Source organism: Pseudoduganella rivuli (assembly GCF_009674485.1).
In the GTDB taxonomy this organism is placed as follows: Bacteria; Pseudomonadota; Gammaproteobacteria; order Burkholderiales; family Burkholderiaceae_D; genus Rugamonas; species Rugamonas rivuli_B.
Genome location: NZ_WKJJ01000008.1, coordinates 253,649 through 271,801 on the forward strand (window position 1 = coordinate 253,649; position 18,153 = coordinate 271,801).

Here is an 18,153-nt window from a genome sequence, read left to right on the forward strand (position 1 = left end):
GGCAATGCTATAGTGCCTGAGCCATGAATCTGGACGCCTCAAAAGTTAACAACAATGAAACGCCGCTGCCGCAAGACGGCCGCGTGCTGCTGGATGCCACCTTGCTGAAACGGTTGCGCAAAGCGCGCGGCCTGAGCCAGGAGGCGCTGGCCGACTTGTGTTTCCAGAACCAGTTGTGCGTGTCGATCGCGTCCATCAAACGCGCGGAAACCGGCAAAATCGTGTTGTACCGCACGGCGCGCCATTTGGCGCAAGTGTTTGACGTGGAGCTGGACCAGTTGATGGCGGCGGCATCGCCGGCCACCGCGGCGGGCGATGCCGTCGCCGCCATGCCACTGCCGCCGGCGGCGCCCGCGGCGGGGCGCCACAGCCATGCGGCCGGCGGTTTCGCGGTTCCCGCGCCAGACTTGCCGCTGTTCCCACCCCACGCCGCCGTGCACGGCGCCCAGCCCATCCCGCCCGGCGTGCCGGCGCTGTATGACCTGCACTATGACGACGTGGTGCGCTATGTCGTCATGCTGCACGCGGAACTGACCATGCCGCCGGGCGCCGACAGCGCGGCGGTGCGCGACATTGCCGCCATCGTCCAGCAATTCGGCGGCAAGGTCACCGGTGTCGACGGTTGCACCGTATCGGCAGCCTTCGGGCTGCCGCAGGCGTACCGCAGCGATGCGGAGCGCTGCATGCGCTGCGCGATTGAATTGAACCGCCATTTGCTGACGCACGGCGGGCGCGCGATGGCCATGCGCCTGGCGCGCTGGGAATCGGGCGCCGCCACCGGCAACGCGCCGGACTTGCGCCAGCCGCCCCGCCCCGCCGCTTCCGTGCTGCCGTTCCGCCTGCCCCTGCATGTGGAGCGCAAGCTGCTGCCGCTGCTGGACCACCGTTTCCTGTTTTCCGATGACGGGGCGCGCGACAGCGGCTACCTGCTGTTCAGCAAACCGGCCGCCAGCGACGCCAGCCAGTTGCCGCCGCTGATCGGCCGCTACGCGGAAACGCGCCAGTTCAAGGCCGTGGCCGAAGGCGTGCTGGAAAGCCAGGCCGGTCACATCCTGTACGTGCGCGCGGTGGCGGGTGTCGGCAAGAGCCGGCTGGCCCAGGAATTCATCGATATCGCGCGCGCCGCCGGCATGCGCTGCCATATGGCCGAAGTGCTCGATACGGGCGTCGTGCACGCAGAACACGCGGGCGCCGACCATGGCTGGCGCGCGCCGCTGGAACAACTGGCGCGCAGCCTGCTGGGCCTCGGGGTGCAACCGGCGCACGGCGATTCGCCGCTGATTGCCGACCTGGTGGCGCGCCTGTACCTGCCGCCGGAAACCGCGCTGTTCTACCACGTGCTGGCCGGCGTGCGGCTCGATGCGGAACAGCACGCGCTGTATGCCGCCATGAGCCAGGACGTGCGCGACCAGGGCTGGACGCGCGCACTGCAAATGCTGGTGCTGCGCCTGGCCATGACGGAACCGCAACTGATCGCGCTGGAAGACGTGCACTGGGGCGACCCATACCTGTTCGATGCGCTGGGCCCGCTGCTGGCGCTGTCGCATGAGGCGCCTGTGCTGTGGGTAATCACGTCGCGCGTGGAAAACGATCCGCTGGAAAGCGCGCTGCGCCAGCAGATGGCGGACCTGGGCCTGACTGTGTTCGACCTGGCGCCCATGCCGGCGCGCGAAGCGATGGCGCTGGCCGACCAGTTCACGGACGTCGATCCGGCCTACCGCGCCCGCTGCGTCGAGCGCGCGCAGGGCAATCCGCTGTTCCTGACACAATTGCTGGCCAGCCCCGGCCAGCAATTGCCGGACAGCCTGAAACATTTGATCCAGGCGCGCCTGGACGGCATGCCGGCCCAGCACCGCCAGGCGCTGCGCATGGCGTCCGTGCTGGGTCCCCGCTTCGAGCTGGACTTGCTGCGCGATGCGCTGGGCGACGGTGGCTACGTGCCGCAGGCGGCGGGCCGCGACAGCCTGTTGCGCAAGACGGCCGACAATGGCTGCAGCTTCGTGCACGACCTCGTCATGCACTGCATTTACGACACCATCGATCCGCAGCAATTGCGCCAGCTGCACGCGGTGGCGGCGCTGGCGTGGCGGCAGCGCGATGCGGCGCAGTGCGCGCACCACCTGTACCGCGCCAACGATCCCGGTGCGCTCGACATGATGCTGCAGGCGATCCGCGAGCGGCTCGAGCGGCACCAGTTCGAAGCGGCGCTGGACCTGGCATCGTCATGCAACGCCTATGATTCCACCAGTTTTTCCAGTTTTACGCTGGCGCTGCTGCGCGCCCACGCCAGCACCGGCATGGGCCACATGGGTAATGCACGCCAGTATTACCAGCACGCGATCATGCTGTCCGGGCGGCCGCAGGAAAAGATCGACGCGGTGATCGGCCTGGCGGGCGTGCTGAACATCCTGGAAGAGCTGGAAGAGGAAGAGCGGCTGCTCGATGAAACCGTGCCGCTGGCGCTGTCGGTGGGCGCGGAAGCGGCGCTGGGCAAGCTGCTGTACCTGAAAGGCAATATCTACTTCCCGCGCGGGAATTACACGGAATGCCGCCGCTATCACGAAGACGCGGCGCGCTATGCGGAAGCGGCCGACATGAGCGAAACCCAGGCCCGCGCCCTGTCCGGCGTGGGCGATTCGTATTATGCGCAGGGCCGCATGCGCAAGGCGTTCGACCTGTTCAGCCAGTGCCTGGCCATGTGCGAACGGCACCGCTACGTGCACATCGAAGCGTCGAATCGCGCGGCGCTGGGCTCGACCCGCATTTACCTGGGCGATACGGAAGGCGCCGTCAGCGACGCGCTGGCATCGGCCACGCTGGCGCACAAGGTCGGCAACCGCCGCGCTGAAACGTTTTCCCGCATGACGGCCGGCTGGGCGCTGGTGGCCGATGGCGCGCTGGATGCGGCCACGGAGCAGGTCGAACTGGGCCTGGAACTGGCGCGCACGCTGGGCAGTTCGCGTTTCGAGACCTTCCTGATGGAGAGCCAGGCCCGCATCACCTGGCTTAACGGCGACCATGCGCTGGCGGAACGGCAAATCAACGCCACCGCGCAGCAAATGGAAAGGCTGCAATTGCAGAACTTTATCGGGCCGTGGGTGCTGGGCACGCAGGCGCTGTTTACGCGCGATGCAGACGTGCGCCGCCGCGCGCTGCTGCAAGGCGCCGCTTACCTGAACCGCGATTGCCTGGCGCACAATGCGTACCGCTTTTACCTGAGCGCGGCGGAGGTATCGCTGCTCGATGGCGACCTGGTGGCCGCGAGTTTTTATGCCGACCAGTTGCTGGCCACGGCCGCGCAGGAAAGCTGCGCCTGGGCCGAACACCACGTGGCGCTGCTGCGCGCCTATGCGCAGTGGCTGCGCGAACCGGACGAGGCGTTGCGCCGTACGCTGACCGAGCTCGATGACCGCTCCGTGCAGTATGGCTATGCGCAGGCGGCGCCGCGATTGCGGATGGCGCTGCAGGGTGCGTTGCAGGGGCGGTTGCTCAAGACCGTATAACCTTACGGATTGCGCGATAACACGGTGATGTAACCTGCCACGTCCGCACCGGCATCCTGCCGCAATGTCTGCATGGCGAGACTGTCCACCGTCAAGCCGTGCGCCTGCGCCAGCGCGTGCAGGTAGCGGGCCGTGTGGGCGTAACGGCCGCTGCTCCGCAACACATAGTCGCCCTCTCCCTGCTGCGCTTCCACGGAATACGCGAAGACACCGCCGGCCCGCAACGCCTTGCGCACAGCACGGAACAGCGGCTGCAAATCCCCCAGGTAGACCAGCACGTCCGCCGCCACCAGCACATCGGCGCTGCGGCCCTGCAGGGCGGCGGCGATATCGGCGCACGCCAGTTCATCGTACACGCCACGCCGCAACGCCTGTTCCAGCATCTGCGGCGACAAGTCCACGCCCACCAGCGCACGCGCGTGGGACCGCAGCAGCGGTCCGCACAGGCCCGTGCCGCAACCAAGGTCGATCACATCGAGCAACCCGCCATGCAGGCGGCCGGCCAGCGCGTCCATCAGTAAGCCCGGCACGCGGTAATGCAGAACCTGCTGCAAATGCTGGTCGAAGCCATCGGCATACTGGTCGAACAGCGCCGCCACATACGGCGCGGGTGGTGCGGCCGGCGCCGGTTGCGCGCCCAGCGCGGCCAGGTGGAATGCCACGGCGTCCGCATCGGCGCCGCAAGCCAGCGCATCGCGGTAAGCGGTGATCGCGGCATCGTGCTGGTTCAGTGCGCGCAGCGCATTGGCGTAGTGCAGGTGCACCTGCGCATCGCCGGGCTTCAGCGCCAGCGCGCGCTGGTGACAATCGAGCGCATGCTGGCTGTCGCCCAGGCGCAGCAACAGCGTGCCGTAGGCGCTCCATGCGGCTGCATGGTCGGGGTCCGCTTCGATCGCGTTACGGTAAGTTTCCACCGCCTCATCGTAGCGGCCCAGGCTTTGCAGGGTGACGGCGGCGCCCGCATACGACGGGCTGTGCCCGGGCGCGGCGCTCAAGGCCTGGCCATAGCTGTCCAGCGCCTGTTCCGGGCGTCCCAACTGGTGCAGCACCAGGCCCCGGTTACACAGCGCTTCCACGTACGCCGGTTGCAACGCCAGCGCCGCATCGTAATCGGCCAGCGCCTCATGCAGCCGCCCGAGGCGGCGCAGCGCATTGCCCCGGTTGGCCAGCGCCATCGGGTAGCGCGGCTGCAAGGCCAGCGCCCGGTTGAAACTGGCCAGCGCTTCCTCGTGGCGCCGCGCATCCTGCAATGCCGCGCCCAGGTTGCAGTGGGCGATGGCCTTGCCGCCGTCGACGGCGATCGCCTGTCCGATCAGCCGGATGGCGTCATCGGCCGCGCCGGCCTGGCGGGCAATCACGCCCAGCAAATGCAGCGCATCGAAATTGGCGGGATCGAGCCGCAACACTTCGCCATACAGCGTTTCGGCTTGCGCCTGGCTGCCGCGCTGGTGCAGCGCGACGGCTTGCTGGAGCAGTTGGGGAATGCGGGGGGAAGAAGACATGGCGGCGGGCTGGGCGTTGCGGGAAAAGCAGCACATTACCAGATCGTGCGCCCGCCCGTCCCGCCGCCCCCCTTGCCGCCGATGTGCGCGGATTACTTCTGCTGCGGTTGCGGATCTTGCTGCTGGTTGCGCTTGGCGATTTCATTGCCGACGAAACCGCCGCCAATCGCACCGGCCACCGTCGCCAGCTTCTTGCCGTTGCCGCCGCCCACCTGGTGGCCGATCAAGCCGCCCACCACCGCGCCGATACCGATGCCCAGCGCGCTGTTTTGCGGTGCGGCTTGCGGCGCTGGTGCCGGTTGCGCGGCCACCTGCGGTTGCGGCTCCGGTTGTGGACGCGGTTCCTGGCGCGCCTGGCCGCTTTCCGCCCGCACGGCGTCACGCACGGTGTCGTGGCGGCGCGGTGTTTCATGGCGTACCGCAGGTTTCGGCGCGGGCGCCTCCACCGCCACCGGTTGCTGCGATGCCGTGGTGGATTCCTGCGCCACCACCAGCCCTTGTGCCCCGGCCGGCAGCGCCGACGGCGCGGCGGCCTGTGCACCGGCCTGCGCCTGCACGGCGGCGGGTTCGCTGTGCGACATCGGCAGCAATCCCGTCACGGCGGCGATGCCGGCCAGGCTGAACACGGTCAGCGATACGGCAGCCGTGGCGACCAGTGGGTGGATGCGTTTAGGGGTAGCGGTTTGTTCCATGTTGTTCTCCGTAAGTGAGGCGCATCGTGCAGCGCCGTTGCTACCTTAACGGTCGAGCCCGCTTGTGGGCTGTGAGAAAAATGTATCGACGGTAAGTACTTGTAACCGGACAAGTGTATCGGCCAAGCCGCCTGTACACCCGATGCGTGTATTGCGGCCGACTGTACCGGTTCTGTACCGGGAATTCCATTACAGTGTCCTGCAAGGAGTAACCCATGACCACCGACCAGCTCATCGCTTTTTGCGCCTTCGCGGCGATTTCATCCATCACGCCCGGCCCCAACAACACCATGGTGCTGGCGTCCGGCCTGAACCACGGCTTCCACCGTTCGCTGCCACACATCGCCGGCATCAGCATCGGCTTTGCCATCCTGGTACTGGGCACGGGCGCCGGCTTGCACGCGGTCTTCACCGCCGTGCCGCCGCTGCAAACCCTGCTCAAATATGGCGGCGCGCTGTACCTGCTGTGGCTGGCCTGGAAGCTGGCCCGCTCCGGCCCCATGCAAGACAACAATGCGCAGGGGGCGGAACGTCCCATGTCGTTCCTGGGTGCGGCAGCGTTCCAGTGGATCAATCCCAAGGCATGGGTGATGGCGGTGGGCGCCGTCACCACTTACCTGCCGCACGCCTTCGGCCTGGCCGACGCCATGTTGATGGCTGCCGTGTATGGCGCCATTTGCGCGCCGTGCGTGGCGGCCTGGGCCGGTTGTGGCGTGGCGCTGCGGGGCTGGCTGCAAGATCCGCGCGCCGTCCGTATCTTCAATCTCACGGCGGCGGCATTGCTGGTCGCATCGCTGTATCCGATGCTGCAACATTGACGTCACGGCGCAGTCATTCTATTATTTCTGTAACGACAGAAATTTCGGAAAATGACATGCGCATCCTGCTGATTGGCGCCAGCGGCTTTATCGGGCGGCACTTGCTGCATACATTGCACCGTGCCGGCCACGACGTGACGGGGGCCGGCCGCGGCGCCGCGCCGGCCGGTATCGATGGCCCGTGGCGCACGCTGGCGATGGCCGACTTGCACCATGCGTCCGCGTGGCTGCCCGCGATCGAAGGCTTCGACGCCGTCATCTATGGCCTCGGCGTGTTCCGCGCAGCCGACCATGCAAGCTACGACCGGATCCACCACGCCATCCCCGCCGCCCTGTTTGTCGCCTGCGAACAGGCGGACGTGCGGCGCGTGATTTACCTGTCCGCGCTGGGCAGCGACGCCAATGCCGCCACGCCCTACTGGCGCAGTAAGGGCCGGGGCGAAGACGCGCTGCGTTCCGGCAAACTGGATTACACGATCGTGCGGCCTTCGCTGGTGTATGGCGACGATGGCGCCAGCAGCCGGCTGTTCCGCGCCCTGGCCTCGCTGCCGGTGGCGGCGCTGCCCGCCGCCGGCGAAGTCCAGCCGGTCCATATCGACGACCTGTGCGACGCAATCGCCGCCCTGCTGCGGCCGGAACACCGGCATGTACGGAAACTCGACGCCGTCGGGCCGAAGCCGATGCCGTTGCCGTCCTACCTGGAAGAGCTGCGGCGCGGCATGCAGGCCGGGCGCGCGCTGGTGCTGCGCATTCCCATGGCGCTGGCGCAACTGGCGGCGCCCCTTGCCGCCCTGCACCCGGGCAGCCCCGTCACACCGGATGCGCTGACGATGCTCAAGCACGGCAGCACTGCCGACGCGTCGGCCATGTACACGCTGCTGGAGCGCACCATGCGCACCCCGGCGACATTTGCCACGCCGGCGTTGCGGCCGGATGCCGTACTGGCGTGGACCATGCCGCTGGCGCGGCTGGCGCTGGCCGTCATGTGGCTGTGGACGGCGTACGTGTCATGGTTCGCCTGGCCGCATGAGGAGAGTCTTGCGTGGCTGGCCGCATGCGGCGTGCCGGCTTCGCTGCAAACGCCCATGCTGGCCGGCGCCAGCGTGCTCGACGCCGCCATCGGCTGCGCACTGCTGCTGCGCCCACGGCGCTGGCTATGGCCGGCACAGGCCGCGCTGGTGGGCGGCTATACCGTCATCATGAGCGTGTGCCTGCCGGGCTTCTGGCTGCACCCGTTCGGCCCCCTGTTGAAAAACCTGCCAATCCTGGCGCTGCTGTTGCTGATGTGGCGCCTGCAAGGGAGAAAGTGAATGGAATACCTGACCACCAAATGGCTGCACATCCTGTCGGCCACCTTCATGTTCGGCACCGGCTTCGGTACCGCGTTCTACATGTTTTTCACGAACCGCAGCGGCAACGTGCAAGCCATTGCCGTCGTCACGCGGTGGGTGGCGCGGGCCGACTGGTGGTTCACCACGCCGTCCGTCATCATCCAGCCGCTGTCCGGGCTCTGGATGATGCACCTGGCCGGCTATCCGCTGAACACGCACTGGATCGCCATGTCGCTGTGGCTGTACGGCCTGGCAGGCGCCTGCTGGCTGCCCGTCGTGTGGCTGCAATTGCGCATGCGCGATATGGCGCAGGACGCGGCGGCGCGCAACGACACCACGCTGCCCGCGCGCTACTGGCGCTACGAGCGGTGGTGGACCTTGCTGGGCTTCCCGGCCTTTGGCGCGCTGATCGTCGTGTACTGGCTGATGGTGAATAAACCTGTTTAATCTTTCTCAGTCCGCCACACGCCCACCAGCGCCTTCATCTTGGTCCAGAACGGCAAACGCTCGTCGGACAGCACGTCGAGGAAATCCGACAGGCGCTTGGACTTGATCATCGTATAGGCGGTCAGCACCGTGGTGACGATGAACGTGACGGCAAAGATCACCAGCCGCCGCTCCATCGACGCATCCGCCTCGGCCAGCAAATTCATGCCGAGGAAGCCGGTGGTGACGGTGCCGATCAGGCCGAAAATCGTCACCACCGTCAGCCGCACGACGGTATTGGCCTGGCGGCGCAGGCTGTCCGCTTCCAGGTAACCGTTCATGTCCTCCACCCGCACCTTGACTTCCGCGTGCAGGCGTTCCAGTCCCAGCTGCGTCGAGCACATGCCAAACAGCGCGCGCACCAGCGCCTGTTCGGAAATGTCCTTGAACCAGTAGCGGTGCGTGAAGCGCAGGAAGCCTTCGAACGATGCGCGGATGCGGCGCTTGAAGCGGCGCACACTGTTGGCGTCCATCACATTCAGGCAATTGAGCGCTTCGGCCAGCCGGTCGGAAAACATCAGCAGCGACGACTTTTGCAAATGCGCGATCAAAAACAGCAGGAAATGCTGGTGCCGGAATTGCGCCAGCACACCCCGGTCGCGACAGCAAAAGTATTCGGACTTCGCATCGCCCACCACCACCAGCGACAACCCGCTGCACAGGTAGCGCGTGTGGGGCGCCGCGCCGGCCGGGCTCCAGAACCGGTCGTAACACACCTGCTGCTCGAAGTCATCCAGCTGCCGCGCCGTATAGGGCGACGCGCCATTGCCGTTGCCCATCACGTGCCCCAGCCGGATGAAGTCGTCGCGCGTCAGCGCCTGCGGGTCCTCCACCGACAGGAACGCCATCACGGGCATGCGGTAATACTCGATTTGCCGGTAGCGCAGCGCGCCCGGTTCCGCCACCGGGTCATACACCAGCGGTTCGAGCAGGAATTTCCAGTGCGACGCGATGCGCGGCGCGCGCTTCTGGCAAACGTGGGCCAGGAACAGGTCGCGGTTTTGCGCATCGGAGACCGACAGCGGATTGCCACGGGCATCGAGCCATTCGACCTTGTGCATGCAGTGCAGCGCCTGGCCGTCTTCATCCCAGCCGGCCGGATAACCGCGGCCGAAGCGGTACAGCACTTCCTGCGCCTGCGCCAGCGGCAAATTGCCGGCGCCCACTTCGACGTTCAGCATGACGACGTCGACGTCATAAAAGAAATACAAGTCGGCATGGATCACTTGCAGCACCAGCGGCTCATCGCCGGGACGCGACGTTACCCGCACCTGCGCCACGTCGTGGCGGCGGAACACGCGCATGCTGGCCTCGCCCGCCTCGCCGCGCCCCGTGCGCGCCTCGCCATACAGGAAACGCTGCACATAGGGCAGGAAGGTGACGAATTCGTTGTAATGGCGCTCATGGAATTTGGCGCTATCGCCGTCGAATTCGTCGATGACGGTGCGCCACGGCGACGTTTCGCCCAGCGCCTGCAGCACTTCCCACGGCCGCCGACTGGTCTGGTCCGCGCCGCTGCCCGGCATCAGCCGCAAGGGCCACAGCAATACCTGGCGCAATTCGTGGACATGGGTGCCGGACTGGGGTGCTTGCGTCATGCGCTGGTCTCCTGGATCTTTGCAGCATGATAGCAATCCCGGTATCGATTGCTGAAAAAAAGTGATTGGATACGCGCCGGGCGCCGTCCTAACCTGATCCCCGCAACACCAAAAAATACACAACAAGGAGACGACTTTGAAGAAATTGCTGGCATCCCTATGCCTGGCGGCGGCAGCGCTCGCCCCGGCCACCGCTCCCGCCATTACCCTGCAAGGCTTGCAGAACGCCCATGACCCGGGCACGCTGACCAAGGATGGCGACACCTGGTTCAACTTCACCACCGGCACCGGCATCTGGTATTCGAAATCCACGGACATGCTGAACTGGGCCGGCGGCCCGGCCCCCGTGTTTTCCACGTATCCGTCGTGGATTACCAACAAAATCCCGGATTTCTCGGGTTCGTTCTGGGCGCCGGACGTGATCCACATGAATGGCCAGTACTACCTGTACTACTCCGTGTCGAAATGGGGCACCACCACGTCCGCCATCGGCGTAGCCCGTTCGCCGTCGCTGAAAAACCCCAGCTGGACCGATCTCGGCATCGTGGTGGAGTCGTTCGGCGGCGGCACGGAAATCAATGCCATCGACCCGGCCCTGTTCCGCGACCATGACGGCAAGGTGTACATGTCATACGGTTCGTTCTTTGGCGGCATCGGCGTGGCGGAAATCAACCAGGCGACGGGCAAGCTGGCCGGCAACGTGACGAAAATCCTCGGCGGCGGCGGCGTCGACATGGAAGCGCCGTACATCGTGCGCGAAGGCGGTTATTACTACCTGTTCGTCAACCGGGGCGCGTGCTGCAAGGGCGTGGATAGCACGTACTACGTGGAAGTGCAGCGCGCCACCTCCGTCACCGGGCCTTATTCCGGCACGCGCACGATCCTGCCGAATGTCGATGGCAAGTACAAGGGGCCGGGGCACGTCGGTGTGCTGAAACAGGATGGCTGCAACTTCGTGTCGACCCACTATTACGACCTGACCGACAGCGGCAACGCCAAGCTCGATATCCTGCGCATGACGTATAGCGGCGGCTGGCCGGTCCTGACGCGCAATTTCACGAACTTCAATGGCTGCGGCGGTGTCAGCGACGGCCCGTACGTCATCAAGTCGCGCCTGTCCGGCAAGGCGCTGGCCGTGGCGGGCAGTGCCACCACCAATGGCGCGCTGGTGCAGCAGCAAACCTATACCGGCGCGAAAAACCAGCAATGGTATGCGGTGGGCCACGGTGACGGCCAGTACAGCATCATCAACGCCAACAGCTTGCTGAGCCTCGACGACTACGACAACTCCACCACGGCCGGCACCAATATCGCGCAGTGGAGCTACTGGGCCGGCAATGGCCAGCACTGGAGTTTCGCCAGCCCCGCGGCCGGCTATGTCACGGTGAAAAACCTGCTGTCCGGGATGGTGCTGGACGTGGCCAACAAGAGCACGGCGGAAAACGCGCAAATCATCCAGTACAACCTGAATAACGGCACCAACCAGCAGTGGACGTTAACGCGGCCATAAGCGTTACCGGATCGGGATCGGCAGGCGGTTTATTTCCCCTTGCTGATCTCGACTTCCCAGTCCAGGCCAGCCCCCACCTTGTGCTGACGCGCGAAGTTGCCCTGGCTGATGGCCACCGCCACGTCGAGCAGGCTGTTGAGGTAGACCAGCGGCTTGCCCTTGGCCACCGCGCCAAACGTATTCTGGAACGGCGCGACATACGTGCCCACCGGTTTGCCGTTGTGCAGGATGCGCACTTTAACGGGATCGCCCACGGCGATGTTCAGTTCCGCAAACTGCGATTTGGGAATGTTGGTCCACACGTTGCCGTATTTATCATCCAGCACGGGAATCATGCCGCGGATGGTATTGCCTTCCCGGACCGGCTTTTTATAGGCCAGCTTGACGACGGAATCGGCCGGCAGCACCGGGCCCACCTGTTCAAACGCGATCTGTCCCGACGCCAGCCGCGCGCCCACATAGGCATACACGTCGCGGCCATGAAAGGTGTACGACTCGCCGGACCCCGCCAGGCGGTTGACCTTTTCATCGACTTCGCGCAACTCCGCCACACCGTCGCGTTCCGCGATCAACGTGAACAAGCCATTGTCCGGGCCGACAAAGTAACGCCCGCCCCTGGTTTTCAGCACCACGGATTTGCGCGTGGTGCCGACGCCGGGATCGACCACCGACACGAACACCGTGCCCTGCGGCCAGTAATTCGCCGTCTGGTACAGGCGGTAGGCGCCCAGCCAGATATCGTATTCGGGAATCTGGTGCGTCAGGTCGGACACGGCGAGTTTCGGATCGACGCCGAACGCCACGCCACGCATGGCGGAAACGGCGCCATCGGCGGTGCCAAAATCGGTCATTAAGACCAGCGCATCGGCGGCCAGCGCCTGCGCCGTCGCCAGCGCGCTGAATGCTGCCGCGGTAAGGAAGTGCTTGAGTTTCATGTTTTAAAAGGTGTAAGTCAGTTTGCCGTAGAAGTAAGCGCCATTGATGCCCACCGGATTAATGAAGTTATAGGGCAGCGCGCCGCCGTAGGTCGCCGCATTGGTCTGGCGCACGCGGTCCGGATAGCGGTCGAACAGGTTGTTGCCGCCCACCGCCACCGTCCACTGTTTCGTGACCTTGTATTGCGCTTCCAGGTCCACCGTCCACACGGGACCAAAGTATTGCGCATTGACGCCTTCGACGACGGGCGCTTCGCTGTCGTACACGAAGTCTTGCAGCGCGCCGAAGCGGGTGGCGCGCGCCTGCACGCCGACTGCCCCGCCCTGCCAGTCGGCGCCCAGCACCAGTTTATTTTTCGGCGACGCGTGCTTCAGGCGGAACAGACCGCCATCGGTCAGCAGCGACAATGCCGGGTCGATCTTTGCCAGTTCAGTTGAGCTGGTGCGGGCCTGGTCCAGGCGCGTCTTGTTGACGTTGAGCGCGGCGCTCAGGTTCAGCGTACCGCCAGCGGCTTTCAATTCATGGTTCAGCACCGCATCAATACCGCGCGTGGTGGTGTCCAGCAGGTTGGCAAGGAAGGCCACGGAACCGATGTCGGTGCGGTCCTGCGTGCCAAGGTAGGCGTTAACGGCGTCGCTCTGCAAATCGCTGGTGCGGGTGATGCGGTCGCGCAGGCGGATGCGGTAAGCATCGACCGACAAGCTGGTGGCTGGCGTTGCGCGCCATGCGAAGCCCAGAGACAGGTTGTCCGATTTCTCCGGTTTCAGCGGCTGCGCGCCGAAAGCGCGCGCCAGCGCATCGGTGGCGGGCAACAGCGCGGCAGTCTGCAGGCCCGTGCCATCGGCATTGAAGTTCAAGGTGGCGAAGCGGAAGCCCGTCTGCGCCAGCGCGGGCGCGCGGAAACTGTTCGAGACGGCGCCGCGCACCAGCCATCCCGGCGCCACCTTGTAGCGCGCCGACAGCTTGCCGGTCGTGGCGCTGCCGAAATCGCTGTAATCGGACCAGCGCGCGGCGGCGCCCAGCAACAGCGCGCCGAATTCGGTTTCCGCATCGGCATAGAGCGACTTCACGTTGCGGCTGCCGTCAAACGCATCGCCCGGCCGCAAGCCCGGCCCCGCCTGCGCGCCGGGCGGCGCATCCGTGAACGGACCGCCCGCATACGACGCCGGATCGCCCGGCAGCGTGCGGTACGCTTCATGCAGCACTTCCGCGCCGAGCGCCACACTGACCGGCGCCGGCCAGCCAAGATCCAGTTCGCGCGTGGCGTCGAGGTTCAATCCTTGCTGGCGCGTACGGAACGACGCCAGGTGGAAGCTGGTGGGGCTTTGCGCACCCAGCGATGCGTTGACGGTGCTGGACACGCCGTAATGGAAGCGGTCGCCGCCATGGCGCGCACTGGCGTCGAGGTGCCACGCGCCTGCCGCGAATTTCACGCCCGCCACCACGCTGGCGTCAAGCTTGTTGCCATGTGTGACGGGGCGGTAACCGGACGGGTACAGCGCCGGCACATTCGACGGATCGCCCGGATAACGGAACCACGCGCTGCCATCGGACAGGCGACGGTTCAACGTGGCAAAGCTGTACGCATCGATACCGCCACCCAGCGGGACCAGCGCGTTATAAAACAGCGAGCCGCTGTCCTGCTGCGCATCGCCGGATTTGAACAGCACTTTGCCGTCCAGCGCCAGGTCGGCTGGCGTGCTGTTCCACGAAGTCCAGCCCGCGTCGCTCTTGCCGGCGCGTTCAGTCGGCTGGCGGCGGCGCGCGTCGAAGCCGAAGCGCAGGAAACCCGTGTCGCCCACGGGGATGCCGGCATCGGCATTGACGGTGGTGGTCTGGCCATCGGTCAGTTTTTGCCCGGTCGGCTTGAAATCCGTATGGTTCGCGCCATAGCCGATGGCCGCCGTACCGCCGCTACGGCCCTTCTTCAGCACGATGTTGATGACACCGGCCACCGCATCGCTGCCATATTGGGCACCGGCGCCATCGCGCAGGATTTCAATGCGCTCGATGGCGCCAAACGGGATGGCATTGATGTCGACCGGCACCGTGCCGGCAAAGCTGCTTTCCGTATCCAGCAGCGCGCTGGCGTGGCGGCGCTTGCCGTTGACCAGCACCAGCACCTGGTCCGGGCCGAGCCCGCGCAACTGGATGCCGCGCACCGAATCGGAAGCGCCGCTCGATTCGATGCGGGGGAAGTTGATCGATGGCGCCAGGTTTTGCAGCGCCGCCCCGACTTCGCCGGACGACAGCGCGTTGGCGACTTCACGCGCATTGAACAGGTCGACGGGAACCGCGCTGTCGAACACGGTGCGCGCCTTGGCGCGGGAACCGACGATGGTGACCTGGTCCAGCGTACTGTCTTGCGCCTGAGCCTGCACCGAAGCGCCGGCAGCCAGCGCCGCATAAGCCAGCGCCCGCAATTTCAAAGGTTTCATGATTTTTTTGCAGATGAGAACGTTGTATCGATCTTAACTTGCATATGGGCCAGTTCCAACGCAGCAATTGTCATAACGATATGCGCGTCGCGGAATTATCACGCACACAATGCACTTGAATTAAGGCATTGCATCTGTCACATTGAAACTTTCCAGGCTGTCCCGTTCACACCATGCGCGCGCGCCCCTTTTTCCTTGCTGCGCTATGCCTTGCCGCAATCCCCGCGTGCGCCTGCCATTTGCGGATGGCGTCCGAATCGTGGCCACCGTATATCTACAGCGGCGAGAGCGGCGAACCGGCGGGCGCCGACGTGGAACTGGCGCAAGCCATCATCCGCGAAGCAGGCTGCACACTGGAAGTGGTGCCGGAATTGCCGGCGCTGCGCCGGGAAATCCTGTTCCGCCAAGGGAAACTGGACTTGATGCTGGCCGCCTCCCGCACCGACGAACGGCGCCGCTACGCGCGCTTTTCCGCGCCCTACCGCCATGAACGGGTCGGCTTGTTCGCGGCAACGGACAAGTTGCCGCAATTCGCAAAAATCGACAGCTTCGACGCCATCGTGCGCCAGCGTATCGCCGTGCTGGCGCCCCGCGCCGGCTGGTATGGGCCCGATTATGCGCGGGCCGCCGCAGCGCAGGATGCGGGCGCGTGGCGCAATACCTTCGGCACGTTCCGCCAGGGGATACAAATGTTCCGCGCCGGACGGGCGGAATTGATCATGGGCGATGCGGCGGCGCTGCAGCACGAAGCCAGGCAGCAGGGCGTGGCGCTGACCGCCCTGCCGTATGTGCCCTTCAGCGCGCCCGTCCACTTGATGCTGAACGCGTCCAGCACCACGCAGGAACAGCTGGCCCGCATCAACAACGCTATTACCCGATTGGAACAAAGTGGCGCGTTGGCAACGATCCGTACCCGCTACGGGCTGCACTGAAGACTGCGCTGACGCTAGAATGTAAATTCCACCCGCCGGGACTTTACCGATGCTTCGCCACGCAGCCTGCGCCCTCGTGTTTGCCTTCGCCACCACGCCCGCCGCCGCCGTCACGTTGCGGCTGTGCACCGATGAACATTCGCGGCTGCCGTACATCACGCCGCAAGGAACCGGCGTGGCGGACGTGCTGATCAGGGAAGCCGCCCGGGAACTCGGCATCACCGTGGAATTCCGGCCGGCGCCCATCACGCGCTGCCGCGAGGAGGTGCGCGTCAACGCGGTCGATGGTTTTCCCACCGTGCCCTACTCCGCGTCCGTGACCGACTTCATGGCCTTTCCCATGCACGGCAACGATCCCGATCCGTCACGCGCGGTCGGCAATATCCGCGCGATGGTGTTCCGCCGCGTGGGGACACCGGCGGCGTGGGATGGCGCGCGCTTCACGCAACTGAACACGCCCGTGCTGGTGCCGTTCGGCTCCGTCCTGCTGCTGGACCGCCTGACACAAATGGGCGTCCCGCTGGAAAACACGGCGCGCGGCCTGGAAGCGAATTTCCAGAAACTGCTGGCCGGCCGCGCGGAACTGGCCGTGGGGTCGGAATTTACCGGCAACGTGCTGCTGGGGCAACCGCAATACGCGGGCAAGATCGAGGCGCTGCCGGTGCCGTTTACCGACGAACCGTATTACCTCGGCGTGTCGAAACAATTCCGCGACAGCAACCGGGAAACGATGGAAAAACTGTGGAACACGATGGCGCGCATCCGCAAATCCCCCGCGTACCAGCAAACGCTGCGCAAGGCGATGGATGAGCATGCGCGGACGCTGAAGGAATAGCGCTGTATCGCTACGCCGGTACGGAAAGCCGCTTGCCGATGCTGCGCGACAGCGAAGCGATTTTTTGCACCAGCCGTTCCGCCATGACACGTTCACCCGGGGCCAGCATCGGCAAGACTTCGGCGGCGGCGGCGGAAATCGCCGCCTCGGTCTGGCGCGCCATGTCCGTCGCCAGTTGCAACACATACCGGGGCGCCACGCCCAGCGTGCGCGACAAGCCGGCGAGGTGTTCATGCGTCAGCTTGCCAGGTTCGCTTTCGCCTGCAATCGTGAACGCGAAGTGCGCCCCCAGGCCGGGATAGGCGCGCGTGCACATCAAGTCGTAGAACGGCGCGAGCCGCAGGCCCACCGGGGTTGCCATCATCGACAGGTTCTTCGCATGGGAATCGTTATTGCCCGTGCACAGGTTGAAGAATAGCCAGCGCAATAGCTGCAGGCGGTCGACCGCCGGTTGCACCGACATTTTCAGCAAGGCGTAGCAATCCGCGAACGACGGACCACCATCGTGTTCGTACTTGACGTCGGACGGCTTGCCCAGCAGCTGGCAAAAATCCGCCTGCCAGACGCGAAGCAGCAAACCATCCGCCTGCCGCACGCGGTCATAGCGCTCCACCAGGCATGCGTTGGCGACCGGCTGGTAAGTCACCCGCGCCGTGTGCAAGCCGCATTTCGCGGCAGCCAGCATGACGATGGTTTCGTTGACGGCGGACGCAAACACGCTGATGTCGTGGCGCACGATATCCGGCTTGAGGATGTGGGTGGACGGGGCATTGCCCATGGGGCGGGCAGGCTTTCCCTGTTCATCGAGATACAGCAATACTTTGAACTGTGCGCCGGAAATCGACATGCGCGGTCGCGGCATATCCTGCGCGGCCTGTTCGATGGCTTCCCGCTCGGCTGCGCGCGCCCCGCTGGCATGCACCAGCACATCAACTTGCTCCCAGGTCAGCCATTGGTAGATGGGCGCCTGCGGCGACTCCCCTTCCGGCAACAGCACATAAGCGCCGGCGCTTTCGCCCCCCACCCGCGACAGCAGGCCGAACACGGTGGTGACCTGCTCCCGCAGGCTGATCAATTTGCGCTGGTCGCCTTCCGGCAGCAGATTTTCAAAGAATGCGGCGACGTACGGCGTAGCGATCAACTCGTCGCCCAGCGGTATCCCCGGATGCAGCGGCGTAGCGGCGGCATTGGCCAGCCACGATGCACTGTAACGGAAGGAAAGCGGTTCCGTTGGATGCAACGTCCCCACCAACCCGCCGGGGCCATAGACCCACAGTGCTTGCGGAAGAGCGGCTGGCGCGGCCATTACGCTTTCTTCCTGATCACGACTTCCAGGCCCAGCAACGCCAGCACATCGAGCACCTTTTGCATTTGCAGGGTTTCCTTGCCGCGCTCCAGATCGATGACAAAGCGGTTGCTCATGCCGGCCAGGCCGGCGACGTCGAGCTGGGTCAGGCCCTGTTCTTTGCGGATGGCCCGCACCAGTTCGCCTAATTGGGAGGTGGTTTCGAGGGTACTGGGGGGGGTTGGCGCTGGCATGGCAATCCTTGTGATAGCTCTATCACATTTTAG

14 protein-coding genes are annotated in these 18,153 nt (G+C 65.3%); 7 read left to right on the plus strand and 7 right to left on the minus strand.

Annotated features, from left to right (window positions below; genetic code table 11):
* The first annotated feature begins 23 nt into the window (after positions 1-23).
* Positions 24-3,503 (plus strand): ATP-binding protein, encoded by a 3,480-nt coding sequence (locus GJ700_RS14635; protein ID WP_154375023.1) that lies wholly within the window; start codon positions 24-26, stop codon positions 3,501-3,503.
* Positions 3,504-3,505: 2 nt separating this feature from the next.
* Here GJ700_RS14635 and GJ700_RS14640 read toward each other — a convergent pair whose 3' ends face one another.
* Both GJ700_RS14640 and GJ700_RS14645 read right to left on the minus strand, forming a co-directional pair.
* Positions 3,506-5,005 carry a tetratricopeptide repeat protein gene (locus GJ700_RS14640; RefSeq protein WP_195763905.1) on the minus strand — a complete coding sequence of 500 codons (1,500 nt, stop codon included), beginning with the start codon at positions 5,003-5,005 and terminating at the stop codon, positions 3,506-3,508.
* Between the two features lie 92 nt (positions 5,006-5,097).
* Positions 5,098-5,697, minus strand: coding sequence for a glycine zipper 2TM domain-containing protein (locus GJ700_RS14645; protein ID WP_154375027.1), 600 nt, complete (start codon positions 5,695-5,697; stop codon positions 5,098-5,100).
* Between the two features lie 215 nt (positions 5,698-5,912).
* On the opposite strand from GJ700_RS14645, the gene GJ700_RS14650 reads away from it, so the two are divergent.
* The 3 genes from GJ700_RS14650 to GJ700_RS14660 are packed head-to-tail and all read left to right on the plus strand — an operon-like array spanning position 5,913 to position 8,293.
* Positions 5,913-6,515 carry a LysE family translocator gene (locus GJ700_RS14650; protein ID WP_154375029.1) on the plus strand — a complete coding sequence of 201 codons (603 nt, stop codon included), beginning with the start codon at positions 5,913-5,915 and terminating at the stop codon, positions 6,513-6,515.
* A 56-nt stretch (positions 6,516-6,571) separates the two neighbouring features.
* Positions 6,572-7,825 (plus strand): SDR family oxidoreductase, encoded by a 1,254-nt coding sequence (locus GJ700_RS14655; protein WP_154375031.1) that lies wholly within the window; start codon positions 6,572-6,574, stop codon positions 7,823-7,825.
* Positions 7,826-8,293 (plus strand): DUF2269 family protein, encoded by a 468-nt coding sequence (locus GJ700_RS14660; protein ID WP_154375033.1) that lies wholly within the window; start codon positions 7,826-7,828, stop codon positions 8,291-8,293.
* Here GJ700_RS14660 and GJ700_RS14665 read toward each other — a convergent pair.
* On the minus strand, positions 8,290-9,930 hold the full coding sequence (locus GJ700_RS14665; protein ID WP_154375035.1) for a magnesium transporter CorA family protein: 1,641 nt from the start codon (positions 9,928-9,930) through the stop codon (positions 8,290-8,292). The genes GJ700_RS14660 and GJ700_RS14665 overlap by 4 nt on opposite strands.
* A gap of 136 nt (positions 9,931-10,066) precedes the next feature.
* On the opposite strand from GJ700_RS14665, the gene GJ700_RS14670 reads away from it, so the two are divergent.
* Positions 10,067-11,440, plus strand: a complete 1,374-nt coding sequence (locus tag GJ700_RS14670) for a family 43 glycosylhydrolase (RefSeq protein ID WP_154375037.1) — start codon at positions 10,067-10,069, stop codon at positions 11,438-11,440.
* Positions 11,441-11,469: 29 nt separating this feature from the next.
* Here GJ700_RS14670 and GJ700_RS14675 read toward each other — a convergent pair whose 3' ends face one another.
* Entirely contained in the window at positions 11,470-12,375 is a 906-nt protein-coding gene (locus tag GJ700_RS14675) for an SAM hydrolase/SAM-dependent halogenase family protein (RefSeq protein WP_154375039.1), read from the minus strand.
* Between the two features lie 3 nt (positions 12,376-12,378).
* On the minus strand, positions 12,379-14,814 hold the full coding sequence (locus GJ700_RS14680) for a TonB-dependent receptor plug domain-containing protein (RefSeq protein WP_154375041.1): 2,436 nt from the start codon (positions 14,812-14,814) through the stop codon (positions 12,379-12,381).
* A 245-nt stretch (positions 14,815-15,059) separates the two neighbouring features.
* On the opposite strand from GJ700_RS14680, the gene GJ700_RS14685 reads away from it, so the two are divergent.
* Entirely contained in the window at positions 15,060-15,746 is a 687-nt protein-coding gene (locus tag GJ700_RS14685) for a substrate-binding periplasmic protein (RefSeq protein WP_229507011.1), read from the plus strand.
* 49 nt (positions 15,747-15,795) lie between these two features.
* A complete protein-coding gene (locus GJ700_RS14690; protein WP_154375045.1) occupies positions 15,796-16,581 on the plus strand; it encodes a substrate-binding periplasmic protein in 786 nt (261 codons plus the stop codon).
* Positions 16,582-16,591: 10 nt separating this feature from the next.
* Here GJ700_RS14690 and GJ700_RS14695 read toward each other — a convergent pair whose 3' ends face one another.
* Both GJ700_RS14695 and GJ700_RS14700 read right to left on the minus strand, forming a co-directional pair.
* The gene (locus tag GJ700_RS14695; RefSeq protein ID WP_154375047.1) at positions 16,592-17,887 is read right to left on the minus strand and encodes a type II toxin-antitoxin system HipA family toxin; all 1,296 of its coding nucleotides are present in this window, start codon (positions 17,885-17,887) and stop codon (positions 16,592-16,594) included.
* Complete coding sequence (locus tag GJ700_RS14700; RefSeq protein ID WP_154375050.1) at positions 17,887-18,120, minus strand: helix-turn-helix transcriptional regulator; 234 nt, start codon at positions 18,118-18,120, stop codon at positions 17,887-17,889. Before GJ700_RS14700 ends, GJ700_RS14695 begins: the two co-directional genes overlap by 1 nt.
* Positions 18,121-18,153: the final 33 nt, after the last annotated feature.